Here is a 19,047-nt window from a genome sequence, read left to right on the forward strand (position 1 = left end):
TCGATGGAAGCCGTATCGCTGAAGGCGCTCGCGTCGGTATCGCCGCGCGCGTTCGCCGACATCCTGGCCGGGCCGCCCGAGCGCGCCGCCGCGTGGGTCGCGGCGGCGGCCGACCACGGCATCGTCGACGCGCAGGCCGTCTACGGGCAGTACCTGCTCGACGGGCACGGCGTCGCACGCGATCCGGCCGCCGCGCTCAACTGGTTCCGGCACGCGGCGCGGGCCGGCCACCCGATGGCGATGAACATGCTCGGGCGCTGCTACGAGTTCGGCTGGGGCACGGCCGCGTGCGCGCCGGTCGCCGTGTACTGGTACCGGCTCGCCGCGCACGCGGGCCTCGACTGGGGCATGTACAACTACGCGACTGCCCTTGCGCTCGGCAACGGCGTCGACGAGAACCGCGCCGACGCGCTCGACTGGTTCCGCCGCGCGGCCGCGCTCGGCCATGCGAAATCGATCAACCTGATCGGCGGCTTCTACGAGGACGGCTGGGTCGTACCCGTCGACACCGACGCCGCGTTCGACCACTATCGCCGCGCCGCCGTTGCTGGCGACTTCCGCGGCCAGTTCAACTATGCGCGGCTGCTCGCGGAGCGCGGGCGCGTCGACGAAGCGCTCGTCTGGCTCGCGCGCGTGCCGGCCACTGCGACACCCGCGTTCATCGCGAAGATGCGCGCGTATCTCGCACAGTCGCCGGTCGACGCTTTTCGCGCGGCGGCCATGCAACTGGCGCCGCCCGCAATGGAAACAGCACCATGATGCTTCATATCCCCGGCGTACTGACCCGAGCGCAAGTCGCGCAATGCCGCGACCTGCTCGATGCCGCCGAATGGGTCGACGGCAACGCGACGTCCGGCGCGCAGTCGGCACTCGCGAAACGCAACCGGCAATTGCCGGAAGGCTCGCCGGCCGCGCGCGCGGTGGGCGACGCGATCCAGGACGCGCTCGCGCGCCATCCGCTGTTCTTTTCGGCGGCGCTGCCGCTCAAGGTGTTTCCGCCGCTGTTCAATCGCTATGAAGGCGGCGAAGCGTTCGGCACGCACGTGGACAACGCGATCCGGCTGCTGCGCGGCACGGATTTCCGCGTGCGCAGCGACCTGTCGGCGACGCTGTTTCTCGAGGATCCCGAAGCGTACGACGGCGGCGAGCTGTGCGTGGAAGACACGTACGGCGTGCATCGCGCGAAGCTGCCGGCGGGCGATCTCGTGCTGTATCCGGCGTCGAGCCTGCATCACGTGACGCCGGTGACGCGGGGCGAGCGCGTCGCGTCGTTCTTCTGGATTCAGAGCATGGTGCGCGACGATGGCGATCGCACACTGCTGTTTCAGCTAGATACGCAGATTCAGGCGCTTTCCGCCGAAAAAGGGGCGAAGGATCCCGTGGTCATTTCGCTCACCGGGATTTATCACAACCTGTTGAGGAAGTGGGCGGAGGCGTAGCGCGAGCCGGTCACGCCCCGGCGCTTGCGCCGCGTCGAAAGGCGGGTCTAAAATGACCATCGTCAAATGACCATGCTCATATCATGATGCCGCACGCTCCCGTATCGAAATCCGAATTCAAGGCTCGCGCACTCGAGTACTTCCGGCTCGTCGAGGCGTCGGGCGAAAGCCTGATCGTCACCGACCACGGCAAACCGACGCTCGAGATCCGGCCGTATCGCTCGCGCGAAACTCAGCCGTTGGACATATTGCGCGGGTCGGTCATGCGCTACGACAATCCTCTCGATCCGATTGCGGAAGATGATTGGGAGGCGTCGCGGTGATCGTGCTGGATACGCATGCATTGGTGTGGTGGGTAGCGGGCGACCCTGCGCTCAGCAGGAAGGCGCGAAGCGCGATCGATCGTGCACGGAGCGAAGGCGCGCTCGCCGCATCCGCCATCTCCGCGTGGGAAATTGCGATGCTGGTTCGCAACGACCGCCTCGCACTGACGATGGATGTCGACGCATGGCTCGCCACCGTCGCGCAGATCGACGGCATGCGCTTCGTGCCGGTCGATGCCGACATCGCCGCGAAATCCACCGACCTGCCCGGCACGTTCCACAAGGATCCGGCCGATCGCATGATCGTCGCGACCGCGCGGCGGCTCGGCGCGCCGCTCGTCACGCGCGACGAAAAAATCCGCGCGTACGCGCACGTCAAGACGCTCTGGTGAGCGTTGCCCGCCCGTGGGTCGAACCGCACCGCACGCTCCGCCGGACTCTGGCATATTGGCGATTCGTCTGACCAAAACGACCGCGGCCGCCCCACTCGATATCGGCGCGTGGCCCGCAACCGTCCTCGCGCCATTGGCCCGCTACCGTGATACTGCTCTCCGATCCCGCCGTCCGGTCGATCGCCCTGCGGGAGTCGCACGAAGGGTTCGTCGATCTCTCGTTCGGCGATCGCCATTGGGCCGTCATGCAGAACGAATCGCATGCAATTTGCGGTCCTGTCGACGAAAGCATGCTCGACGTATCGTCGCGATGACGGTTTTCCCGATCCGACACGCGTGACCCGGTAACATCCTCACTTGCCGATCCCCGCGTGCTCCCGCACAATCGCAGCACCTGCCTCACTCCCTCGCGCCGATGTCCTATGCGTCACTCGCCACCGGCGTCCTGCTCGCCGGCGGCCTTGGTCAACGCTTCGACCCGAGCGGCCTGCACAGCAAGCTGCTCGCTCGGCTTCCCGACGGCACGCCGGTGGCGGTCGCCGCCGCCCGCCGTCTCGCGGCCGCCACCGCCGACGTGATCGCCGTCGTGCGTCCCGGCGCCGAAGAGCTTGCGATCCTGCTGAACAAAGCCGGCTGCCAGGTCATCTATGCACCCGACGCGTTGCGCGGCATGGGCGCGAGCCTCGCGGCCGGCGTCCGCACCACGCCCGACGCGAGCGGCTGGCTCGTCGCGCTCGGCGACATGCCATGGATCGCGGCGTCCACTTACGAAACGGTCACACGCGCGCTCGAGGCCGACCACGCGTCGATCGTCGCGCCCGCGCATCGCGGCGTGCGCGGCCACCCGGTCGGTTTCGCCGCGCACCATTTCGATGCGCTCGCCGCCCTCGACGGCGACACGGGCGCCCGCGCGCTGCTCGCCAGCGCGCCGGTGACACTGCTCGACGTCGACGACCCCGGCATCCTGCGCGACGTCGATACACCGGCGGATTTGCGCTGACGTCGATTGCGCAGGCCGGCAAGATCCCGACCGAACACCGCCAATGAGCGGATTTCGCCGACGATCGACCGCCCGCCGCAAGAATCCCGCTGCAAACCCGCGCCCGATTGGCTATAACGGAGACGAGGCGCGCCCGCCGCGCCGCCGCCGTCACGCACCGCGCGAGTTCTCCATGAGCGATCACACGACCCCGACGCCCGAGCCACCGGCCGACCCGAACCGCGATCCGGAAGACGATCCGTTCTCGTCGCCGCCCGGTCATCACGACAACCCGCAGCAGCCGGACGGACCGCCGAGCAAGGATCCGGTCTAGCCGCGCGCGGCCGCTCCGCGAACGCGCCTTGCGCCTTGCGCCTTGCGCCTTGCGCCTTGCGCCTTGCGCCTTGCGCGACTGCGGTCTAGCGTGCCGTATAGCCGCCGTCGATCGGCAACGATACGCCGCTGATCATCGACGCCGCCTCGCTCAGTAAAAACAGGATCGGCTCGACGACTTCGTCCGGCTCCGCGAACCGGCCGAGCGGGATCGCGGCCAGCATCGGCGCGCGCTTCTCCGGTTCGCTCCATGCGAACTGCGCCATCGGCGTGAGCGTGACGGTGGGGTTCACGCTGTTCACACGAATGCCGTGCGGCCCGAGCTCGATGCACAGCACGCGCGTGATCGCGTCCATCGCCGCCTTCGACGCGCAATAGCTCAGATGCGCGGGCAAGCCGACGAGCGCGGCCTGACTCGACACGTTGACGATGCTGCCCCGTGCGTGCGCCGCGCCGCGTCCGTCGCGCTCGATCATCTTTCGGGCCACGGCCCGCGCGACGAGCGCCGCGCCGCGCGCGTTGACGGCCATCACGCGATCGAAATCCGCGGCGCCGACATCGAGCGCCGGTTCGAGCGACGCGATCCCCGCGCAATTGACGAGGCCGTCGAACGCATCGTACGCGGCGAGCGCGGCATCGATCGCGTGTTCGTCGCCGCCGACGTCCACGCGCAACGTCTCGCACGCAATCTCGCCGGCGAGCGTGTCGAGCGCGGCCATGTCGCGCCCGGCCGCGACGACGCGCGCGCCGGCGTGCGCCAGCGCGACCGCGCATGCGCGGCCGATTCCGCTCGATGCGCCCGTGACGAGCACCGTTGACCCGCCGAAATCGAATCGTGTGTTCATGATGGTGTGCCCAGCCTGTGCATGATCGGCTTGAGTGCCGGATACAGCGCCGTGTACAGCGAAAAACGCGCGTCGTACGTTTTCGCGCGGTCGGCATCGGGCCGTGCGCGCTCGACGAGCGTGACCCAGCCGCCTTGCGCGTCGTCGCGCGACACGAGCCCCGCGCCGACCCCCGCGAGCAGCGCAGCGCCCATCGCGGCTTCGACGTCCTGCTCGATCGTCCACACCGGGAAGCCCGTCACGTCCGCGATGATCTGCATCCACAGCGCCGAATGCGCGGCGCCGCCGACGACGATCAATCGATCGTCCAGCGTCACCGCGCCGCGGCGGCCGGCCTCGATGTTGTGGCGCAACGCGAATGCGACGCCTTCGAGCACCGCACGATAAAGATGCGCACGCGTATGCGCGAGACTCAGCCCGACGAACGCGCCGCTCGCCTTCGCATCCCACACCGGGCTGCGCTCGCCCATCAAATACGGCAGGAACAGCACGCCGTCGGCGCCGGCCGGCACACGCTCGGCCGCCTCCTCGAGCAGCGCGTGCGGATCGCCGTGCGGCAGCAGGCGCGCCGCATCGATTTCCGCGTGGCAGAACTGGTCGCGAAACCATGCGACCGACGCGCCGGCCGCGATCGCGCCGCCGAACACGTACAGGTCGCGCTGCCCGTCGAATACGTGCGGCATGCTGACGAGGCCGTGCCGCGCATCGACGTGCCGGTTCACGTAGCCCCAGCACATGCTGGTGCCGATCATCGCGACGTGCTGCCCGGCACGCGTCGCGCCGGCCGCGAAGGTCGCCACCGCCGCGTCGACGCCGCCCGCGACGACGGGCGTGCCGGCCGGCAGCCCGAGTTGCGCGGTCCATTGCGACAGCAGGCCGCCGACGATGTCCGTCGAATCGACCAGCCGTTCGGGCATCATCGTCGCCGGAATGCCGAGCATGTCGAGCGCGTCGTCGGACCACTCGCGGCGCGCGACGTCGTACACGCCGCCGATATTGCCGGCCGAACTGTGGTCGACCGCCACTTCGCCGGTCAGCAAGTAGATCACGTACGCGTTCGGCGGCAGGAAATAGCGCACGTTCGCCCATACGTCCGGCCGCTGGTCGCGCAGCCACAGCATCTTGGTGAACCCGTAGTAGCTGTCGACGCCATTGCCGGTGATCACGCGCAGCCGCTCGACGTTCACGTGCTCGTCGACCCAGTCGACTTCCGCGGTCGCGCGCCGGTCCATCCAGATCAGGCACGGATGCAGCGGCCGCATGTCGATGTCGACCGGGATGCCCGAGCCGCCGTACAGGCTGCTCACGCACACCGCACGGATCGCATCGGCCGGCACGCCCTGCACGCGCGCGTCGCTCACGCAGCCCGCGATGCAGTCGAGCACCGCGTCGAACCACACCTGCGGCCACTGCTCGGCCCACAGCGGGCGCGGCGTATCGGGCTGGTAGCCGGCCGAGCGCCGCGCGACGATCGTGCCGTGCCGGTCGACCAGCAGCGCCTTGGTGCTCTGCGTGCCGATGTCGACGCCTATGACGTATTCCATGATGTCTCCGGTGAGGCGCACGCCGGCCGTCAGCGGGCCGGCTTCAGCAGCACCTTGATCGATTCGGGCGATTTCGCGATGCGGATCGCGTCGTCCCAGTCCTCCAGCGCGAAACCGTGCGTGACGATGCCCTTCGACGTGACGAGCCCGCGCGCGAGCAGGTCGATCGCGACCGGATAGCAGTATGGCCCGAGATGCGCGCCGCGCACGTCGAGCTCCTTGCGATCGCCGATGATCGACCAGTCGACGGTCGCATCCTCGCCGAACACGCTGAATTCGACGAAGCGGCCGAGCTTGCGGATCAGGTCGAGCCCCTGGTTCACGCCGACCGGCGCGCCGGTCGTCTCGATGTAGACGTCGCACCCGTAGCCGTCGGTGAGCGCGCGGACGATCTCGCGCGCATCGTCGCGCCGCGGGTTGATCGTCACGTCGGCGCCGTACTGACGCGCGAGTTCGAGCCGTTCGTCGATCAGGTCGATCACGACGAGTTTCTTCGGCGTCTTCAGGTGCGCGACCTGCGTCATCATCAGCCCGAGCGGGCCCGCGCCAGCGATCACGACGACGTCGTCGAGCTGGACGTCGCCGCGATTCACCGTATGGATCGCGCACGACAGCGGCTCGATGATCGCCGCATCCTCGAGCGATACGCCAAGCGGGATCTTGTGGACGATGGCGGTCGGCGGAATGCGCATGTACTCGGCCATTCCGCCGTCGGCGACTTCGCGCTGGAAGCCGAAGATGTTGTGCACCTCGCACATCCAGTACTGGCCCGACTTGCAATAGCGGCACTTGCCGCACGGCACGATCTGCTCGGCGATCACGCGATCGCCGATCGCCACGCCGAAATGCTCGGCCGCGCCGTCGCCGAGCGCTTCGACATTGCCGAAGAATTCGTGGCCGGGGATCACCGGCGCCTTCACCCACGGGCTCGGTCCGCCCCAGAACATCTTGGCGCCGGTATAGCACTTGCAGTCGCTCGCGCAGATGCCGCATGCGGCGATGCGGATCACGAGCTCGTTCGTACCGGGGCGCGGCTTCGCGACCTGTTCGACGCGATAGTCCTCGGGGCCGTGGCAGACGACCGCGGTCATGCGCGGCTGGGCTTCGGGTGTCGTCATGAGTTGTCTCTTTTCCAATTGATTCGGATGACCGATGGATCGATCTTTACCGCGATCGCTCGCGGCTGATGTAGATCGCGAGCAGGATGATTCCGCCCTTGATCACGTTCTGCACGTACGGGTTCACGCCGATCATGTTGAGCCCGTTGTTGAGCACGCCGAGCAGCAGCGCTCCGACGAGCGTGCCGAGGATCGCGCCGCGCCCGCCGGAGATCGACGTGCCGCCCATCACGACGGCCGCGATCGCATCGAGCTCGAAGCCCACGCCGGCGTTCGGCTGCCCGCTCATCAGGCGCCCGGTCAGCACGATCGCGGCGAGCGCCGACGTGACGCCGGCCAGCGTGTAGACGATCAGTTTCACGCGCGCGACCCGCACGCCGGTGAGCCGCGTCGCCTGCTCGTTGCCGCCGATCGCGTACACGTAGCGGCCGAACGGCATCCGGTCAAGCAACAGCCACGCGATCGCATAGATCGCCAGCATGATCAGCACCGGCGCCTGGATGCCGAGTACCTTGCCGCTGCCGAAGAACGCGACCCAGTCGGGCAGCCCGTCGATCGGATAGCCGCCCGTGTAGATCAGCGCGAGGCCGCGCGCGATGCCCATCGTCGCGAGCGTGACGATGATCGGCGGCATCCCCGCGAACGCGACGAACACGCCGTTCAGGAAACCGAAGCCCAGGCCGACCGCGATGCCGATCCCCAGCGCGGCGGCCGCGTTGACGCCCGCGACCATCAGCCCGGCCGCGAGCGTGCCCGACAGCGCCATCACCGAGCCGACCGACAGGTCGATGCCGCCCGTCAGGATCACGCAGGTCATGCCGACCGCGATGATCGCGTTGATCGAGACCTGGCGCAGCACGTTTTCGAGGTTCGCGGCGGACAGGAAGCTCGGGCTCGCGATCATCATCGCGATGCACACGACGACGAGGCCCACGAGCGGATAGAACAGCGTCGAACGGCGCAACTGCGCCCACATCGCGCGGGGCGGCGGCGCATCGGCGGCCGTGGCCGCGAGCGTCGTGGAATGCGTGGAAGAGGAATCAGGCAGGTTCATGGGTCGCTCCTCGCGTGCCGGCCGTGGCATAGGTCATGACCGTGTCGGGATCGATCTCGTCGCCGGCGAGCGTCGCCTCGATGCGGCCCTGCCGGAACACGGCGACGCGATCGCACATGCCGACGATTTCCGGCAGTTCGGACGAGATCATGATGATGGCGTAGCCGCGCGCGGTGAGTTCGCGCATCAGCCCGTAGATTTCGGCTTTCGCGCCGACGTCGATGCCGCGCGTCGGCTCGTCGAAGATCAGCACCGACGTGTGATGGTTCAGCCAGCGCGCGATCACGACCTTCTGCTGATTGCCGCCGGACAGCGTCGCGACCTCGGTATGGATCGACGGCGCCTTCACGCCGACGCGACGCATTACGTCGTGCGTGGTGCGCGCCTCGCCGCGCCGGTCGATCAGCCAGCGCATCGACCAGTACTTGCCGAGGTTGTTCAGCGAGATGTTGTCGCGGATCGAGAACGACGTGACGAGCCCTTCCGTCTTGCGGCTTTCCGGCAGGAGGCCGATGCCCGCGCGCAGTGCGTCGGCCGGATCGGCGAGCTTCGCCGCCGCGCCGCGTACGCGCAGTTCCTTGCGATGCGCGCGCGTCGCGCCGATCACCGCGAGCGCGGTTTCCGTGCGGCCCGAGCCGACCAGCCCCGCGAAGCCGAGGATCTCGCCGGCGCGAAGCGCGAAGCTGTTCACCGGACCGTCGCGCTCGATCTGCAGCGCATGAACCTCCAGCACGACCGGCGCGTCGGCCGGCAGCGTCGGCTTCGGCGGAAAGCTGCTTTCGATCCGGCGGCCGACCATCATCCGCACCAGTTGCTCGACGTCGGTGCGCGCGACATCGGTCGTCGCGACGTACTGGCCGTCGCGCAGCACCGTGATGCGGTCGCACACCGCGAAAATTTCGTCGAGGTGATGCGAGATGAAGATCATCGCGACGCCCTGCCGCTTCAGCTCGCGCATGATCGCGAACAGGTGCTCGGCCTCGGCCGGCGTGAGCGTCGCGGTCGGTTCGTCGAGGATCAGGATGCGCGCGTCGAGCGACAGCGCCTTGCCGATCTCGACGAACTGCTGCTGCGCAACCGACAGCGCGCGGATCGGCGCATCGAGATCGATCGCCACGCCGAGCCGCGCGAAGATGGCTCCCGCCGCCGCGCGCATCCGCTTGCGGTCGCGGGCGCCCCAGCGGTTGCGCAGCTCGCGGCCGAGGAACAGGTTGTCGACGGCATCAAGGTGCGGAATCAGGCTGAATTCCTGGAACACGATGCCGACGCCGGCCGCGACCGCGTCGCGATAGTCCGCGAAATGGCGCGCGGCGCCGTCGATCTCGATCGTGCCGGCATCCGGCTGGTGGATGCCGCACAGGATCTTCATCAGCGTCGATTTTCCCGCACCGTTCTCGCCGAGCAGCGCATGGATCTCGCCGCGCGCGATCTCCAGATCGATGTCGGACAGCGCCTTCACGCCGGGAAAGCTTTTCGTGATGTGGCTGAGCCTGAGTATCGTATCCATCGGCTTCTCCGTACGAAGGGCGTCGGCCACGCCGCCGCCCTTCGCGTCGCGTCGCACGTCGTTCACCAGCTGAAACCCTTCGCGTTGCCGCGATCGACGACCTTCACGTCGACGGGGATCGCCTTCGGCACCGTCGCGCCCCACTTGCGCGCGATCGCGATGCCGAGCGCGATGCGCACCTGGTCGGCCGGGAACTGCGCGGTCGTCTCGACGAACTTCGAGTTCGGCTTCTGGATCGCGGCGATCGCCTCGGGCGCGCCGTCGACGCTCGTCAGCTTGATGTCCTTGCCGGCCCCCTCGATCGCGGCGAGCGCACCCATCGAGCCGCCGTCGTTCACGCTGAAGATGCCCTTCAGGTTCGGATGCGCGGAAATCATGTTTTCGGTGACCGACAACGCGGTCGCGCGCTCCTGCTTGCCGTTCTGCGTGTCGACGAGTTTCACGTTCGGGAATTTCGCGAGCCCGGCCTTGCAGCCGCGCACGCGTTCGAGAATCGGCACGACCGGGATGCCGTCGAGGATCGCGACCTCGCCGCTGCCGCCGATCGCCTTCGCGAGGTATTCGCACGACATCACGCCCGCGTCGTAATTCTTCGAGCCGACGAACGAATCGACCGGGCCGTTCGCGTTCGCGTCGACGGCCACGACCACCGCGCCCGCCTTCTTCGCTTGCGTGATCGCCGACTGGATGCCGGTCGAATCGGTCGGGTTCACGAGCAGGATGTCGATCTTCTTCTGCAGCATGTCCTCGACGTCGCTCACCTGCTTGCTGACGTCGTGATGCGCGTCGGTGACGACGACCTGCGCGCCGATCGACGCGGCCGCGTCGTTCAGCGCCTTCTGCATCGTCACGAAATACGGGTTGTTCAGTTCCTGAAACGTCATGCCGATCCGCAGCGGCGCGGCGTGCGCGGCGGCGGGCAGCAGGGCCGCGACGGCGAGCGCGGCAACGGCCGCCAGGTGGGCGGCGCGACGGGAGGATGAGGCGGGCGATGCGTGCGTCATGACGGTGTCTCCTGAATTGTGTGCGGCTTTTTCGTGGGTGAATGCGCCCCTCGCGACGTGAGCGACGCGATCGGCTGGGTAAAACGACGGAGCAAACTCGGGCGGGCGGCGGCCCGGCGATCATCCGGGCTGCGGCGCGAGTTCGGGTGCGCCGGGCGTCAGCACGCGCGGCGGCAGCGGGTTACCGGTGGGCGCCGCATGCAGCGCCAGCTCGCGGCTGCGCGCGTTCAGCCGTTGTAACGCGCGGAATTCGGACGGCGCCATCCCCTTCACCGCGCGGAACTGGCGGTTGAAGTTCGACACGTTGTTGAAGCCGGCCTGGAAACAGACGTCGGTGATGCTCGCGTCGTTGGCAAGCAGCATCTGGCATGCGGATTCGATCCGCAGACGATTCACGTACTGGACGAACGGCATGCCCGTGTGACGATGGAACGCGCGTGAGAACGCGCTGACGCTCTGCCCAGTCAGTTGCGCGAGATCGGATTCGCGCAGCTCGGATGCGAGGTTCTTGCCGATATACGACAGCGCGTGACTGAGCCGCGTCGGCGTGACGTCGGCCTGATCGTATGCGGGGCTCGCGAGCAGCGTGCGCTCGGCCGCACCGCACAGCCGCTCGAGGATCGTCATGAACAGCGCGATGCGGTGCATGCCGCGCGCGGTCAGCAACGCGTCGAACAGCGGGGCGATCGCGGCGCTCGTCGCCGCGTCGAAGCCGACCCCACGCCGCGCATCGTCGAGCAGCGTCTGCGCGTCGCGACATTCGGGAAACGCGTCCATGCAGCGGCGCACGAACGAAGGATCGAACTGGATCACGAGATTGCGCCGCTCGACGGTTTCGCCTTCGGCCATGTCGCTGACCCAGTTGTGCGGCAGGTTCGGGCCGAGCAGCACGAGATGGCCGGGGCCGAACGAGCCGATGTGATCGCCGACGAAATACTTGCCGTGCGTCGCGACGATCAAGTGCAGCTCGAATTCGGGATGGAAGTGCCAGCGGATCGTGCGATACGGATAGCCGTGCGACCAGACCTTGAACGACTCGTCGCGTCGCACTTCGACCACTTCGAGATCGGGGTGCATCATGTTGGCGTCTCCATTCCCATGTATCGCTGGCCGGCCTGTTCGGCTCGTTCGCGCGTCCGCCGGCGGTTTCGCGCGGCGGTGCGGACCGGTCGCATGGGAAGCAATGTAGGTCGATCGAGCGCGCGGCTCCACCAACTTTACGCCTGATTTCCGATACTTTTTTGCACGATCCGGCCGGAAACGGCGCCGGACGGCAAATTTGTTGCGGCGCGCAACGGCGCGGCGGCCGGCCGCACCGGCTTACGTCGCCGCGTGCTCGCGCGCCGTGCGCGCCTCGTACGTCTTCAGGTGGTTGTACGCGATCCGCAGCAGCGACAACGCATCGGCCGCCTGCGGGTCGCGCCGCGCGAGCAGGTCGCCGATCACGTGATCGGCTTCGACGCGCGCATGATTCTCGACGTCGCGCAGCATCGACGCGGTCAGCGGCGACGGTGTCAGCACCATCCGCTGCATCCGCTCGCTGGCCGACGAGTCGGGCCGGTGGCCGTTGTGTTCGGCGATCGCGCTGCATTCGGCGAGCATCGTTTCGAGCAGGCGGCGGCCGTCCGGCGCCGCGAGAATGTCGCCGATCGAGCCGCGAAACAGCGACGTGCTCGCGGCGAGCGTCGCGAGGAACACCCACTTCTCCCACATCCGCGCGGCGATATCGTCGCTGAGCGTCGCGTCGAAGCCCGCGCCGCCGAGCACGTCGGCCACCGCGCGCACGCGCGGCGATTCGCCGCCGGCAAGCTCGCCGAACGTCACGCCGTGCGTGTCGTTCAGGTGCACGATGCGCTGCTCGCGATCAAGCGTCGCCGCGATCACGCACAGCCCGCCGAGCACCTGCGCGGCGCCGAAGCGCTCGCGCAGCACGTCGAGGTGACGCATCCCGTTGAGCATCGGCAGGATCAGCGTCTGCGGGCCGACGAACGGTGCAAACGATGCAATCGCGTCGTCGAGGCTGTACGCCTTGCAGCTCAGCAGCACGAGGTCGAACGGCGCGACGCCGGCGCCCGCGTCGCCCGCGCGCACGGTCTGCACGTTCGCGAGCGTCAGGTCGCCGCGCGGGCTGCGGATCAGCAGCCCGTCGCGTGCAAGCGCAGCCGCGCGACCGTCGCGCACCAGGAACGTCACGTCGCGCCCCGCCGCGGCCAGCCGGCCGCCGAAGTACCCGCCGACCGCGCCGGCTCCTACTACCAGAATCCGCATCGTTGCCTCCTTTCGGTTTTGTTTGGTGTCGCACCGCGGCCCGTGCGGGCGCGGCGCATACGCCATTGCCCGACAGTATAGCGGCCACTTTTATGCATATGCATAGATGCCCGCGCCCGCGTCGCGGGCATCGGGAAACGATCTGCTTCTAAGGGATTTCCCGTCTACGGCGACGCGCCTCGTGCGCCGTCAAGACACTTACCCCGTCACGCCGTCCCGGCGAGCTTCCTCGACTGACCGACCTCATACCATGCGCAATCTTTCCCTGAATCAGAAACTCGCCTCGATGATCGTCATCCTGTGGCTCGGCCTGCTCGTGATCGCCGGGCTCGGCGCATGGCAGACCCGCGCGTCGATGATCGCCGACCGCCGCGACCAGCTTGCGTCGCTGGTCGCACAGGCCGCGAGCGTGACCGACCATTACTACAAGCTGTCGCAGCAGAACGCGATGCCGGAAGCCGACGCGAAGCAGAAGGCGCTCGAGGCGATCGCCGCGATGCGCTACGGCGCCGACGGCTATATCTCGGTCAACGATTCGAAGCCGGTGCTCGTGATGCATCCGATCAAGGCCGAGCTCAACGGCAAGGACGTGTCGAATTTCACCGATCCGAACGGCAAGCACTTGTTCGTCGAGATCGTGAAGGCCGGCAACGCGGAAGGCGGCAAGGGCTTCGTCGAATATCTGTGGCCGAAACCGGGTGCGGACAAGCCGCAGGAGAAAACCAGCGCCGTGCAGCGCTTCGCGCCGTGGGACTGGTATCTGGTGACCGGCATGTACATGAACGACGTGCGCTCGGCGGTGCTCGCGAGCATCGGCCGCTGGCTCGCGATGACGGCCGTGCTCGGCGCGATCGCGACGGCCGTGATGGTGTTGGTGCTGAAAAGCGTGCGCGCGAGCCTCGGCGGCGAGCTCGAAGCGGCGCTCGACGCCGCTCGGCGCATCGCGCAGGGCGACCTGACTGCCCGCGTGAGCGTGAAGCACGACGATCGCGGCAGCCTGCTGCATGCGTTGCACACGATGCAGGGCGGGCTGATCGACATGGTGTCGCGCGTCCGGGCGGGCACCGAGAACATCAACGTCGGCGCGAGCGAGATCGCATCCGGCAACACGGACCTGTCGCAGCGCACCGAGCAACAGGCGGCGGCGCTCGTGCAAACCGCGTCGAGCATGGACGAAATGACCGCGAACGTGAAGCAGAACGCGGACAGCGCCGAGCAGGCCGCGTCGCTCGCGGGCCAGGCCGCGCAGGTCGCGACGCGCGGCAGCGCGGTGGTCGACGACGTCGTGCGCACGATGAACGAGATCACCGACCGCTCGCACAAGATCGGCGACATCATCGGCGTGATCGACGGGATCGCGTTCCAGACCAACATCCTCGCGCTGAACGCGGCCGTCGAAGCGGCGCGCGCGGGCGAACAGGGCCGCGGCTTCGCGGTGGTCGCGGCCGAAGTGCGCTCGCTCGCGCAACGCTCGGCAACGGCGGCCAAGGAGATCAAGTCGCTGATCGTGTCGTCGAACGAGACGGTCCAGCACGGCGCGACGCTCGTCACGCATGCGGGCGAGACGATGGCCGAGATCGTGCAGTCGGTGCGGCGCGTGAACGAGATCCTCGACGAAATCAGCCACGCCTCGCGCGAGCAGAGCGCCGGGATCGAGCAGGTCAACCGCGCGGTGGGCGAGATGGATCAGGTCACGCAGCAGAACGCGGCACTCGTCGAACAGGCCGCGGCGGCCGCGCATTCGCTGCGCGATCAGGCCGAGGCGCTGCGCGACGCGGTGACGCGATTCGCGCTGCCGGCCTGACGGCGCACCGCCCCGCCCTCACGCCGCGCTGCCCGCCCGCAGCGCGGCCTCGCCGCTACCGAGCCCCAGCCCCGCCGCGCGCTGGATCAGCTCGACGTCGTTGCTCGCGCCGAGCTTCTTCATCGCGCTGATCTTCTGCGCGCTGACCGTCTGCTTGCCCTTGCTCAGGCGCTGCGCGATCGTCTTGATCGGCACGCCCGACAGATACAGGCGAATCACCTCGATTTCGCGCGCCGACAGCTTCACGGGCGTGTCGCCGCGCGTGCCGAGCGCATCGAGCGCGCGACGCACGGACGGCGACAGGTAGGTCGCGCCGCTGTAGCTCGAATGAATCGCCGTGACGATATGGCCGACCTCGTCGAGCTTGCTGACGACGCTCACGCCGCCGATCGCGAAGATCGACCGGAAGATCAGCGGGTTCTCGTTCGCGACCAGCACGACGATCCCGACGTTCGGCCGCGTGCGGCGCAGCCAGTCGAACAGCGCGAGGCCATCCATCTGCTCGTCGCCGCGAATCGCATAGTCGACCAGCACGACGTCGCAATCGACGCCGCCGAGCGATGCGACCAGTTCGGCCGCGCTCCGGTAGACCGCGGCGAGCTCGATCGCGCAGGCGCCGCCTGCGATCTGCTCGATACCGGCCAGCGTCAATGGCCAGTCGTATGCGAAGACGATGCGAACATTGAATTTCCTCATGCGGAGTTCCTGGTGGTTCACCGGCCGCGCCACGCGGAACGCGCGCACCCGGTTGAGCGTTGAAGGACATTCAGGCGATTTTTAGCCTGGATGTCGATTCTATGAACGTATGCCCGCGCGCGATATCGGACGGCGTACGAATTGGCTGCCGAAGGCGTAATACGGGTTTGATATTTGCGCCGGTTCAACGCCCGGCGGCCGGCGCACGACCGTCGCGGCATCGGCCCGATGGCCAGCCTGGCGCGCCGCACGGCCGGCCAGCAGGTAAAATTGCGCGTTTGCATGCCACCCCGGCGCGCCGGCGGCGAGCGACGCGCCGATGCCGGCCGCGCGCCGCCGCCCCGACACCGGCTTGCCCGACCTCCCCGCTTTCCTCATGACCGATTCCGACCTGCAATCCGACGACACCTCCATCCACGAAGACGGCCTCTGGCGCGACAACGGCTGGACGGCCCGCATCATCAAGAACGAAGACGACGACGGCTGGGCCGTCGAGATGGTCAAGGACGGCGAGGCCGAGCCCGCGCTCGTCGGGCCGTGGACCATGGGCCGCGACAAGAAGAACCCGAAGCCGATGGACGCGAATGCGTTCCGCACGCTCGTGAAGACCGCGACCGAAGTGCTGATGCGGCACGAACAGCAGCGGCGCGCGATGCTGCACAAGGAAGTGACGGTGCAGGACGAAGGCGGACAGGATGTGTCGGTGACGCTCGACATCGTGCCGGACGAGTTCGAGCCGTATGCGCAGCTCAAGGCGTTCGATCCGTATGGCGAGCTGCTGGCCGAAGCGAAGGTGTCGGCCGGGTTCAAGCTCAACAAGGCCAGCGCCGAGCGCTGGGCCGCATCGGGCTTCGAGCGGCCGGCCTGACGGCGCGATCAGGCGCCGGCGCCCCGCTCCGCGCGCGCGAGCCGGCGGGCGGCCAGCTTGCGCCGCACGAGCGCCTCGAACTGCGGCGTCGCTTCCTCGGGATCGCGCGCGGCCAGGCCCTGCAGGTTGCGCGCGAGCTGGATCGGCGTCAGCACGATGCCCCACGGCAGCCCCCACCAGCCGAGCGTGGCCGACGCGAGCAATGCGATCGCCTGCTTGCGGCGGCCGCAGCGGCGGCAGCACACGTGGCGCCGCGTGGCCCAGCGCGTGACGAACACGAGCGAGACGACGCGATGCGACGCGTGGACGTCGACCGGCTGCCCTTCGCGCAGGCAGACCGGACAGGGCCCGTAGCGCCAGTCGTCGACGTACTGCCGGACCTTCGCGTCGGGCACGCGTTCGGCCTCGACGACGACCGGATGCGCCTGTGCGCACACCGAACCGCAATAGCGGCGGCCGTCGATCGACCGCCCGCCGACCAGGAACGTCCTGCCGCACTGACTGCACTCTGCCACGATGACCTCGGATGAGCGTGATGCGCCGCGTGCCGGAACGCGCGCACGTCGATGCACGCGTTCCGGCCGGGCCGTTTCATGTTTTAACGGCCGCCGCCGCGCGGTCTTGAGCGCACGCGCGCAGCGGCGCGTCAGCCATGCAGCCCGTGCGCGGTCATCAGGCGGTACAGCGTCGCACGGGAGATGCCCAGCTCCGCCGCGACGTCCGCATGCTGGTGGCGGTGACGCAGCAGCGTTGCCTCGATCGCGTGCCGCTCGGCCTGCCGGCGCGCCTGCGCGAGCGTCGGCGGCCGCAGCGACGTGTACGGACGCAGCTCGAGATCGGCGGCCGAGATCAGCGGGCCGTTCGTCATCACGACCGCGAAGCGGATCCGGTTGATCAGCTCGCGCACGTTGCCGGGCCACGAATAGTTGTGGATCGCCTCGATCGCGCACGGCGTGAAGCCGCGAATCCGGTACGCGCCGTCGCCGCGATAGCGCCGCAGCACGTCATCGGCGAGCAGCATGATGTCGCGGCCGCGCATGCGCAGCGGCGGCTCGTCGATACGCAGCACGCACAGTCGGTAGTAGAGGTCGGCGCGGAATCGCCCGGCCCGCATCGCGGCTTCGAGATCGACGTGGGTCGCCGACACGATCCGCACGTCGACCGGAATCGACGCATGCCCGCCGAGCCGCTCGATTGTGCCCTCCTGCAGGAACCGCAGCAGGCTCGCCTGGCTCTCGAACGGCATGTCGCCGATTTCGTCGAGAAACAGCGTGCCGCCGTGCGCGGCCTCGATGCGGCCGATCTTGCGCTGGTGCGCGCCGGTGAATGCGCCGCGCTCGTGCCCGAACAGTTCGGCCTGCACCAGCATCGTCGGGATGGCCGCGCAGTTCACGGCGACGAACGGTGCGTCGGCACGCGACGACTGCCGATGGATCGCCGCCGCCGTCAGCTCCTTGCCGGTGCCGGACTCGCCGGCGATGAACACGGTCGCGTCGGTGTGCGCGACCTTGCGGATCGTCGCGAACAGCCGGCGCATCGCGTCGCACGCGCCGATCATCGCGCCGCCGGGCGGCGGCGCCTCCGCGGCCGGGCCGCCGTCCGCGAGCTCGAGCATCCCGTATGCGTGGCCGACGAGATAGCCGATCGTCGTGTAGGCCGTCGCATGGCGCACGTAGTCGAAGCAGCAACGGCGGATCAGGCGCGCGATCGTGATGTTGCGCAGTCGCTCGCCGTCGGCGAGCGCGACCCAGCCGACGCGCGGGTCACGCAGCAGCGCCTCGAACGACGCGACGTCCGGCGACGCGAAACTGCCGAAATCGACGATACCCGCATGCGGACGGTTCGCCTTGGCGAGATTCTGCGCGTCCGCCACGGTTTTGGCGCACCACACCTCCCAGCCGCGCGACGCGAGCGAATCGACGAGCGCGGCATCGTGTTGCCGCGACAGGTAGACGAGCGGCCGCGACGGCGCGACGGGACTGCGCCGGACCGCGACGAACGGCGGCGTGCTCGCCTGCCGTTCGTCGTCGTGCGGGCCCGGCATGCCGAGCTGACAGCAATGGTTCACGATTGCCTCGCCGCATAAGGTTGTGTATCGAAGCGGCCGTTGCCGATCGCGCGTGGCGGGGCCCGTGGTCCCGCGGCGCGGCGCCGCTCCGTCCTCGAATCGACGCCGCGCTATCGACAGAACACGACGCGCTGCGTGTAGATCTGCGGCTCGACGGCGGGCTTCGCCGCGCCGTTGAGATCGTCGCGATAGGCGCGGTAGGTCTTCCCGTTCACCGTCACGTCCGCCGCGCGGGCCGTCTCGATCCTGGCGAGCCCGCTGTACCGCCATTCGTTCACCCGGTCGGCCGCCGCGACGCTCGACTCGCCCGCGATCTTCTGCGTGATCGCGCTGCCGTCGCTCCATGGTTGCGTCTGCATCGCCTCGGTGTGCTGCGTCGCGTCGACCGTCTTGCCGGTCGACTTCGGCCCGCTCTGCGCATCGAACGGCGCACCGCGACCGTATACCGGCGCTTGCCACGACGGCGCATGGCCCGCTTCCGGCATCATGTAGATCATCTGCGGGTCGCCGATCATCACCATCGGCGCGCATGCGGTGTTGTCGGGACGGCCGAGCGTCGACAGCGCCTGCTGGACGCTCGCGGCGTTCGCGAGGGTCTGCTCGTTCAGGATGACGAAGACCGCGGGATTCTGGAAAAGCGACTGCGCAGCGGCTTGCACGCTGGCCAGCAACAAAGCGACCAAAAAGATCCTCATGATTGCGGCCTCCTCGCATCCTCGTCACGCAAAAAGAGGTGTTGACCTCGGGGAGGGGAACAACACCCGTCAAACCGGAAAAAACCGTCGGGCATCGGGCCGAACGCCTG

Annotated in this window: 20 protein-coding genes; 8 read left to right on the forward strand and 12 right to left on the reverse strand. The window is 68.4% G+C overall.

Annotation, left to right across the window (positions count from 1 at the left end; translation table 11 throughout):
- Positions 1-3 precede the first annotated feature (3 nt).
- The 6 genes from WS54_RS08990 (at position 4) to WS54_RS33955 (ending at position 3,467) form a co-directional block, all read left to right on the forward strand.
- Complete coding sequence (locus WS54_RS08990; RefSeq protein ID WP_059780607.1) at positions 4-759, forward strand: tetratricopeptide repeat protein; 756 nt, start codon at positions 4-6, stop codon at positions 757-759.
- Positions 756-1,439: a Fe2+-dependent dioxygenase gene (locus tag WS54_RS08995; protein WP_059780608.1), complete on the forward strand. Its 684-nt coding sequence runs from the start codon at positions 756-758 to the stop codon at positions 1,437-1,439. The genes WS54_RS08990 and WS54_RS08995 overlap by 4 nt, the downstream gene beginning before the upstream one ends.
- An 83-nt stretch (positions 1,440-1,522) precedes the next feature.
- The gene (locus WS54_RS09000; RefSeq protein WP_034204466.1) at positions 1,523-1,762 is read left to right on the forward strand and encodes a type II toxin-antitoxin system Phd/YefM family antitoxin; all 240 of its coding nucleotides are present in this window, start codon (positions 1,523-1,525) and stop codon (positions 1,760-1,762) included.
- Positions 1,759-2,154 (forward strand): type II toxin-antitoxin system VapC family toxin, encoded by a 396-nt coding sequence (locus WS54_RS09005; protein WP_034206140.1) that lies wholly within the window; start codon positions 1,759-1,761, stop codon positions 2,152-2,154. Before WS54_RS09000 ends, WS54_RS09005 begins: the two co-directional genes overlap by 4 nt.
- A gap of 415 nt (positions 2,155-2,569) precedes the next feature.
- Positions 2,570-3,154: a nucleotidyltransferase family protein gene (locus WS54_RS09015; protein WP_059780609.1), complete on the forward strand. Its 585-nt coding sequence runs from the start codon at positions 2,570-2,572 to the stop codon at positions 3,152-3,154.
- Between the two features lie 172 nt (positions 3,155-3,326).
- The gene (locus tag WS54_RS33955) at positions 3,327-3,467 is read left to right on the forward strand and encodes a hypothetical protein (protein WP_012339712.1); all 141 of its coding nucleotides are present in this window, start codon (positions 3,327-3,329) and stop codon (positions 3,465-3,467) included.
- Between the two features lie 85 nt (positions 3,468-3,552).
- Here WS54_RS33955 and WS54_RS09020 read toward each other — a convergent pair whose 3' ends face one another.
- The 8 genes from WS54_RS09020 to panE all read right to left on the reverse strand — a co-directional run bounded on the left by WS54_RS09020 (position 3,553) and on the right by panE (position 12,806).
- Positions 3,553-4,311: an SDR family oxidoreductase gene (locus WS54_RS09020; protein ID WP_059780611.1), complete on the reverse strand. Its 759-nt coding sequence runs from the start codon at positions 4,309-4,311 to the stop codon at positions 3,553-3,555.
- The gene (locus WS54_RS09025) at positions 4,308-5,855 is read right to left on the reverse strand and encodes an FGGY-family carbohydrate kinase (protein ID WP_059780667.1); all 1,548 of its coding nucleotides are present in this window, start codon (positions 5,853-5,855) and stop codon (positions 4,308-4,310) included. The genes WS54_RS09020 and WS54_RS09025 overlap by 4 nt, the downstream gene beginning before the upstream one ends.
- Positions 5,856-5,884: 29 nt before the next feature.
- Complete coding sequence (locus WS54_RS09030; RefSeq protein ID WP_059780612.1) at positions 5,885-6,973, reverse strand: alcohol dehydrogenase catalytic domain-containing protein; 1,089 nt, start codon at positions 6,971-6,973, stop codon at positions 5,885-5,887.
- Positions 6,974-7,019: 46 nt separating this feature from the next.
- Positions 7,020-8,027 (reverse strand): ABC transporter permease, encoded by a 1,008-nt coding sequence (locus tag WS54_RS09035; RefSeq protein WP_059780613.1) that lies wholly within the window; start codon positions 8,025-8,027, stop codon positions 7,020-7,022.
- Positions 8,014-9,534: a sugar ABC transporter ATP-binding protein gene (locus WS54_RS09040; protein WP_059780668.1), complete on the reverse strand. Its 1,521-nt coding sequence runs from the start codon at positions 9,532-9,534 to the stop codon at positions 8,014-8,016. Before WS54_RS09040 ends, WS54_RS09035 begins: the two co-directional genes overlap by 14 nt.
- 62 nt (positions 9,535-9,596) lie before the next feature.
- Positions 9,597-10,538, reverse strand: a complete 942-nt coding sequence (locus tag WS54_RS09045) for a substrate-binding domain-containing protein (RefSeq protein ID WP_059780614.1) — start codon at positions 10,536-10,538, stop codon at positions 9,597-9,599.
- Between the two features lie 120 nt (positions 10,539-10,658).
- Positions 10,659-11,618, reverse strand: coding sequence for an AraC family transcriptional regulator (locus WS54_RS09050; protein ID WP_059780615.1), 960 nt, complete (start codon positions 11,616-11,618; stop codon positions 10,659-10,661).
- 240 nt (positions 11,619-11,858) lie between these two features.
- The gene (panE, locus tag WS54_RS09055; RefSeq protein ID WP_059780616.1) at positions 11,859-12,806 is read right to left on the reverse strand and encodes a 2-dehydropantoate 2-reductase; all 948 of its coding nucleotides are present in this window, start codon (positions 12,804-12,806) and stop codon (positions 11,859-11,861) included.
- 250 nt (positions 12,807-13,056) lie between these two features.
- Here panE and WS54_RS09060 point away from each other — a divergent pair, with 250 nt between their 5' ends.
- Positions 13,057-14,610 carry a methyl-accepting chemotaxis protein gene (locus WS54_RS09060; RefSeq protein ID WP_059780617.1) on the forward strand — a complete coding sequence of 518 codons (1,554 nt, stop codon included), beginning with the start codon at positions 13,057-13,059 and terminating at the stop codon, positions 14,608-14,610.
- A gap of 18 nt (positions 14,611-14,628) precedes the next feature.
- Here the strand turns inward: WS54_RS09060 and WS54_RS09065 are convergent, their stop codons facing one another.
- Entirely contained in the window at positions 14,629-15,306 is a 678-nt protein-coding gene (locus WS54_RS09065) for a response regulator transcription factor (protein ID WP_034204453.1), read from the reverse strand.
- A gap of 376 nt (positions 15,307-15,682) precedes the next feature.
- Here WS54_RS09065 and WS54_RS09075 point away from each other — a divergent pair, with 376 nt between their 5' ends.
- On the forward strand, positions 15,683-16,174 hold the full coding sequence (locus WS54_RS09075) for a hypothetical protein (RefSeq protein ID WP_059780618.1): 492 nt from the start codon (positions 15,683-15,685) through the stop codon (positions 16,172-16,174).
- Between the two features lie 8 nt (positions 16,175-16,182).
- On the opposite strand, the gene WS54_RS09080 is transcribed toward WS54_RS09075, so the two are convergent.
- The 3 genes from WS54_RS09080 to WS54_RS09090 form a co-directional block, all read right to left on the reverse strand.
- Complete coding sequence (locus tag WS54_RS09080; RefSeq protein ID WP_059780619.1) at positions 16,183-16,689, reverse strand: hypothetical protein; 507 nt, start codon at positions 16,687-16,689, stop codon at positions 16,183-16,185.
- 131 nt (positions 16,690-16,820) lie between these two features.
- A complete protein-coding gene (locus WS54_RS09085) occupies positions 16,821-18,218 on the reverse strand; it encodes a sigma-54 dependent transcriptional regulator (RefSeq protein WP_059780620.1) in 1,398 nt (465 codons plus the stop codon).
- A gap of 134 nt (positions 18,219-18,352) precedes the next feature.
- Complete coding sequence (locus WS54_RS09090) at positions 18,353-18,937, reverse strand: hypothetical protein (RefSeq protein ID WP_059780621.1); 585 nt, start codon at positions 18,935-18,937, stop codon at positions 18,353-18,355.
- Between the last annotated feature and the right edge of the window lie 110 nt (positions 18,938-19,047).

The sequence above is a fragment of the Burkholderia sp. NRF60-BP8 genome (assembly GCF_001522585.2).
In the GTDB taxonomy this organism is placed as follows: Bacteria; Pseudomonadota; Gammaproteobacteria; order Burkholderiales; family Burkholderiaceae; genus Burkholderia.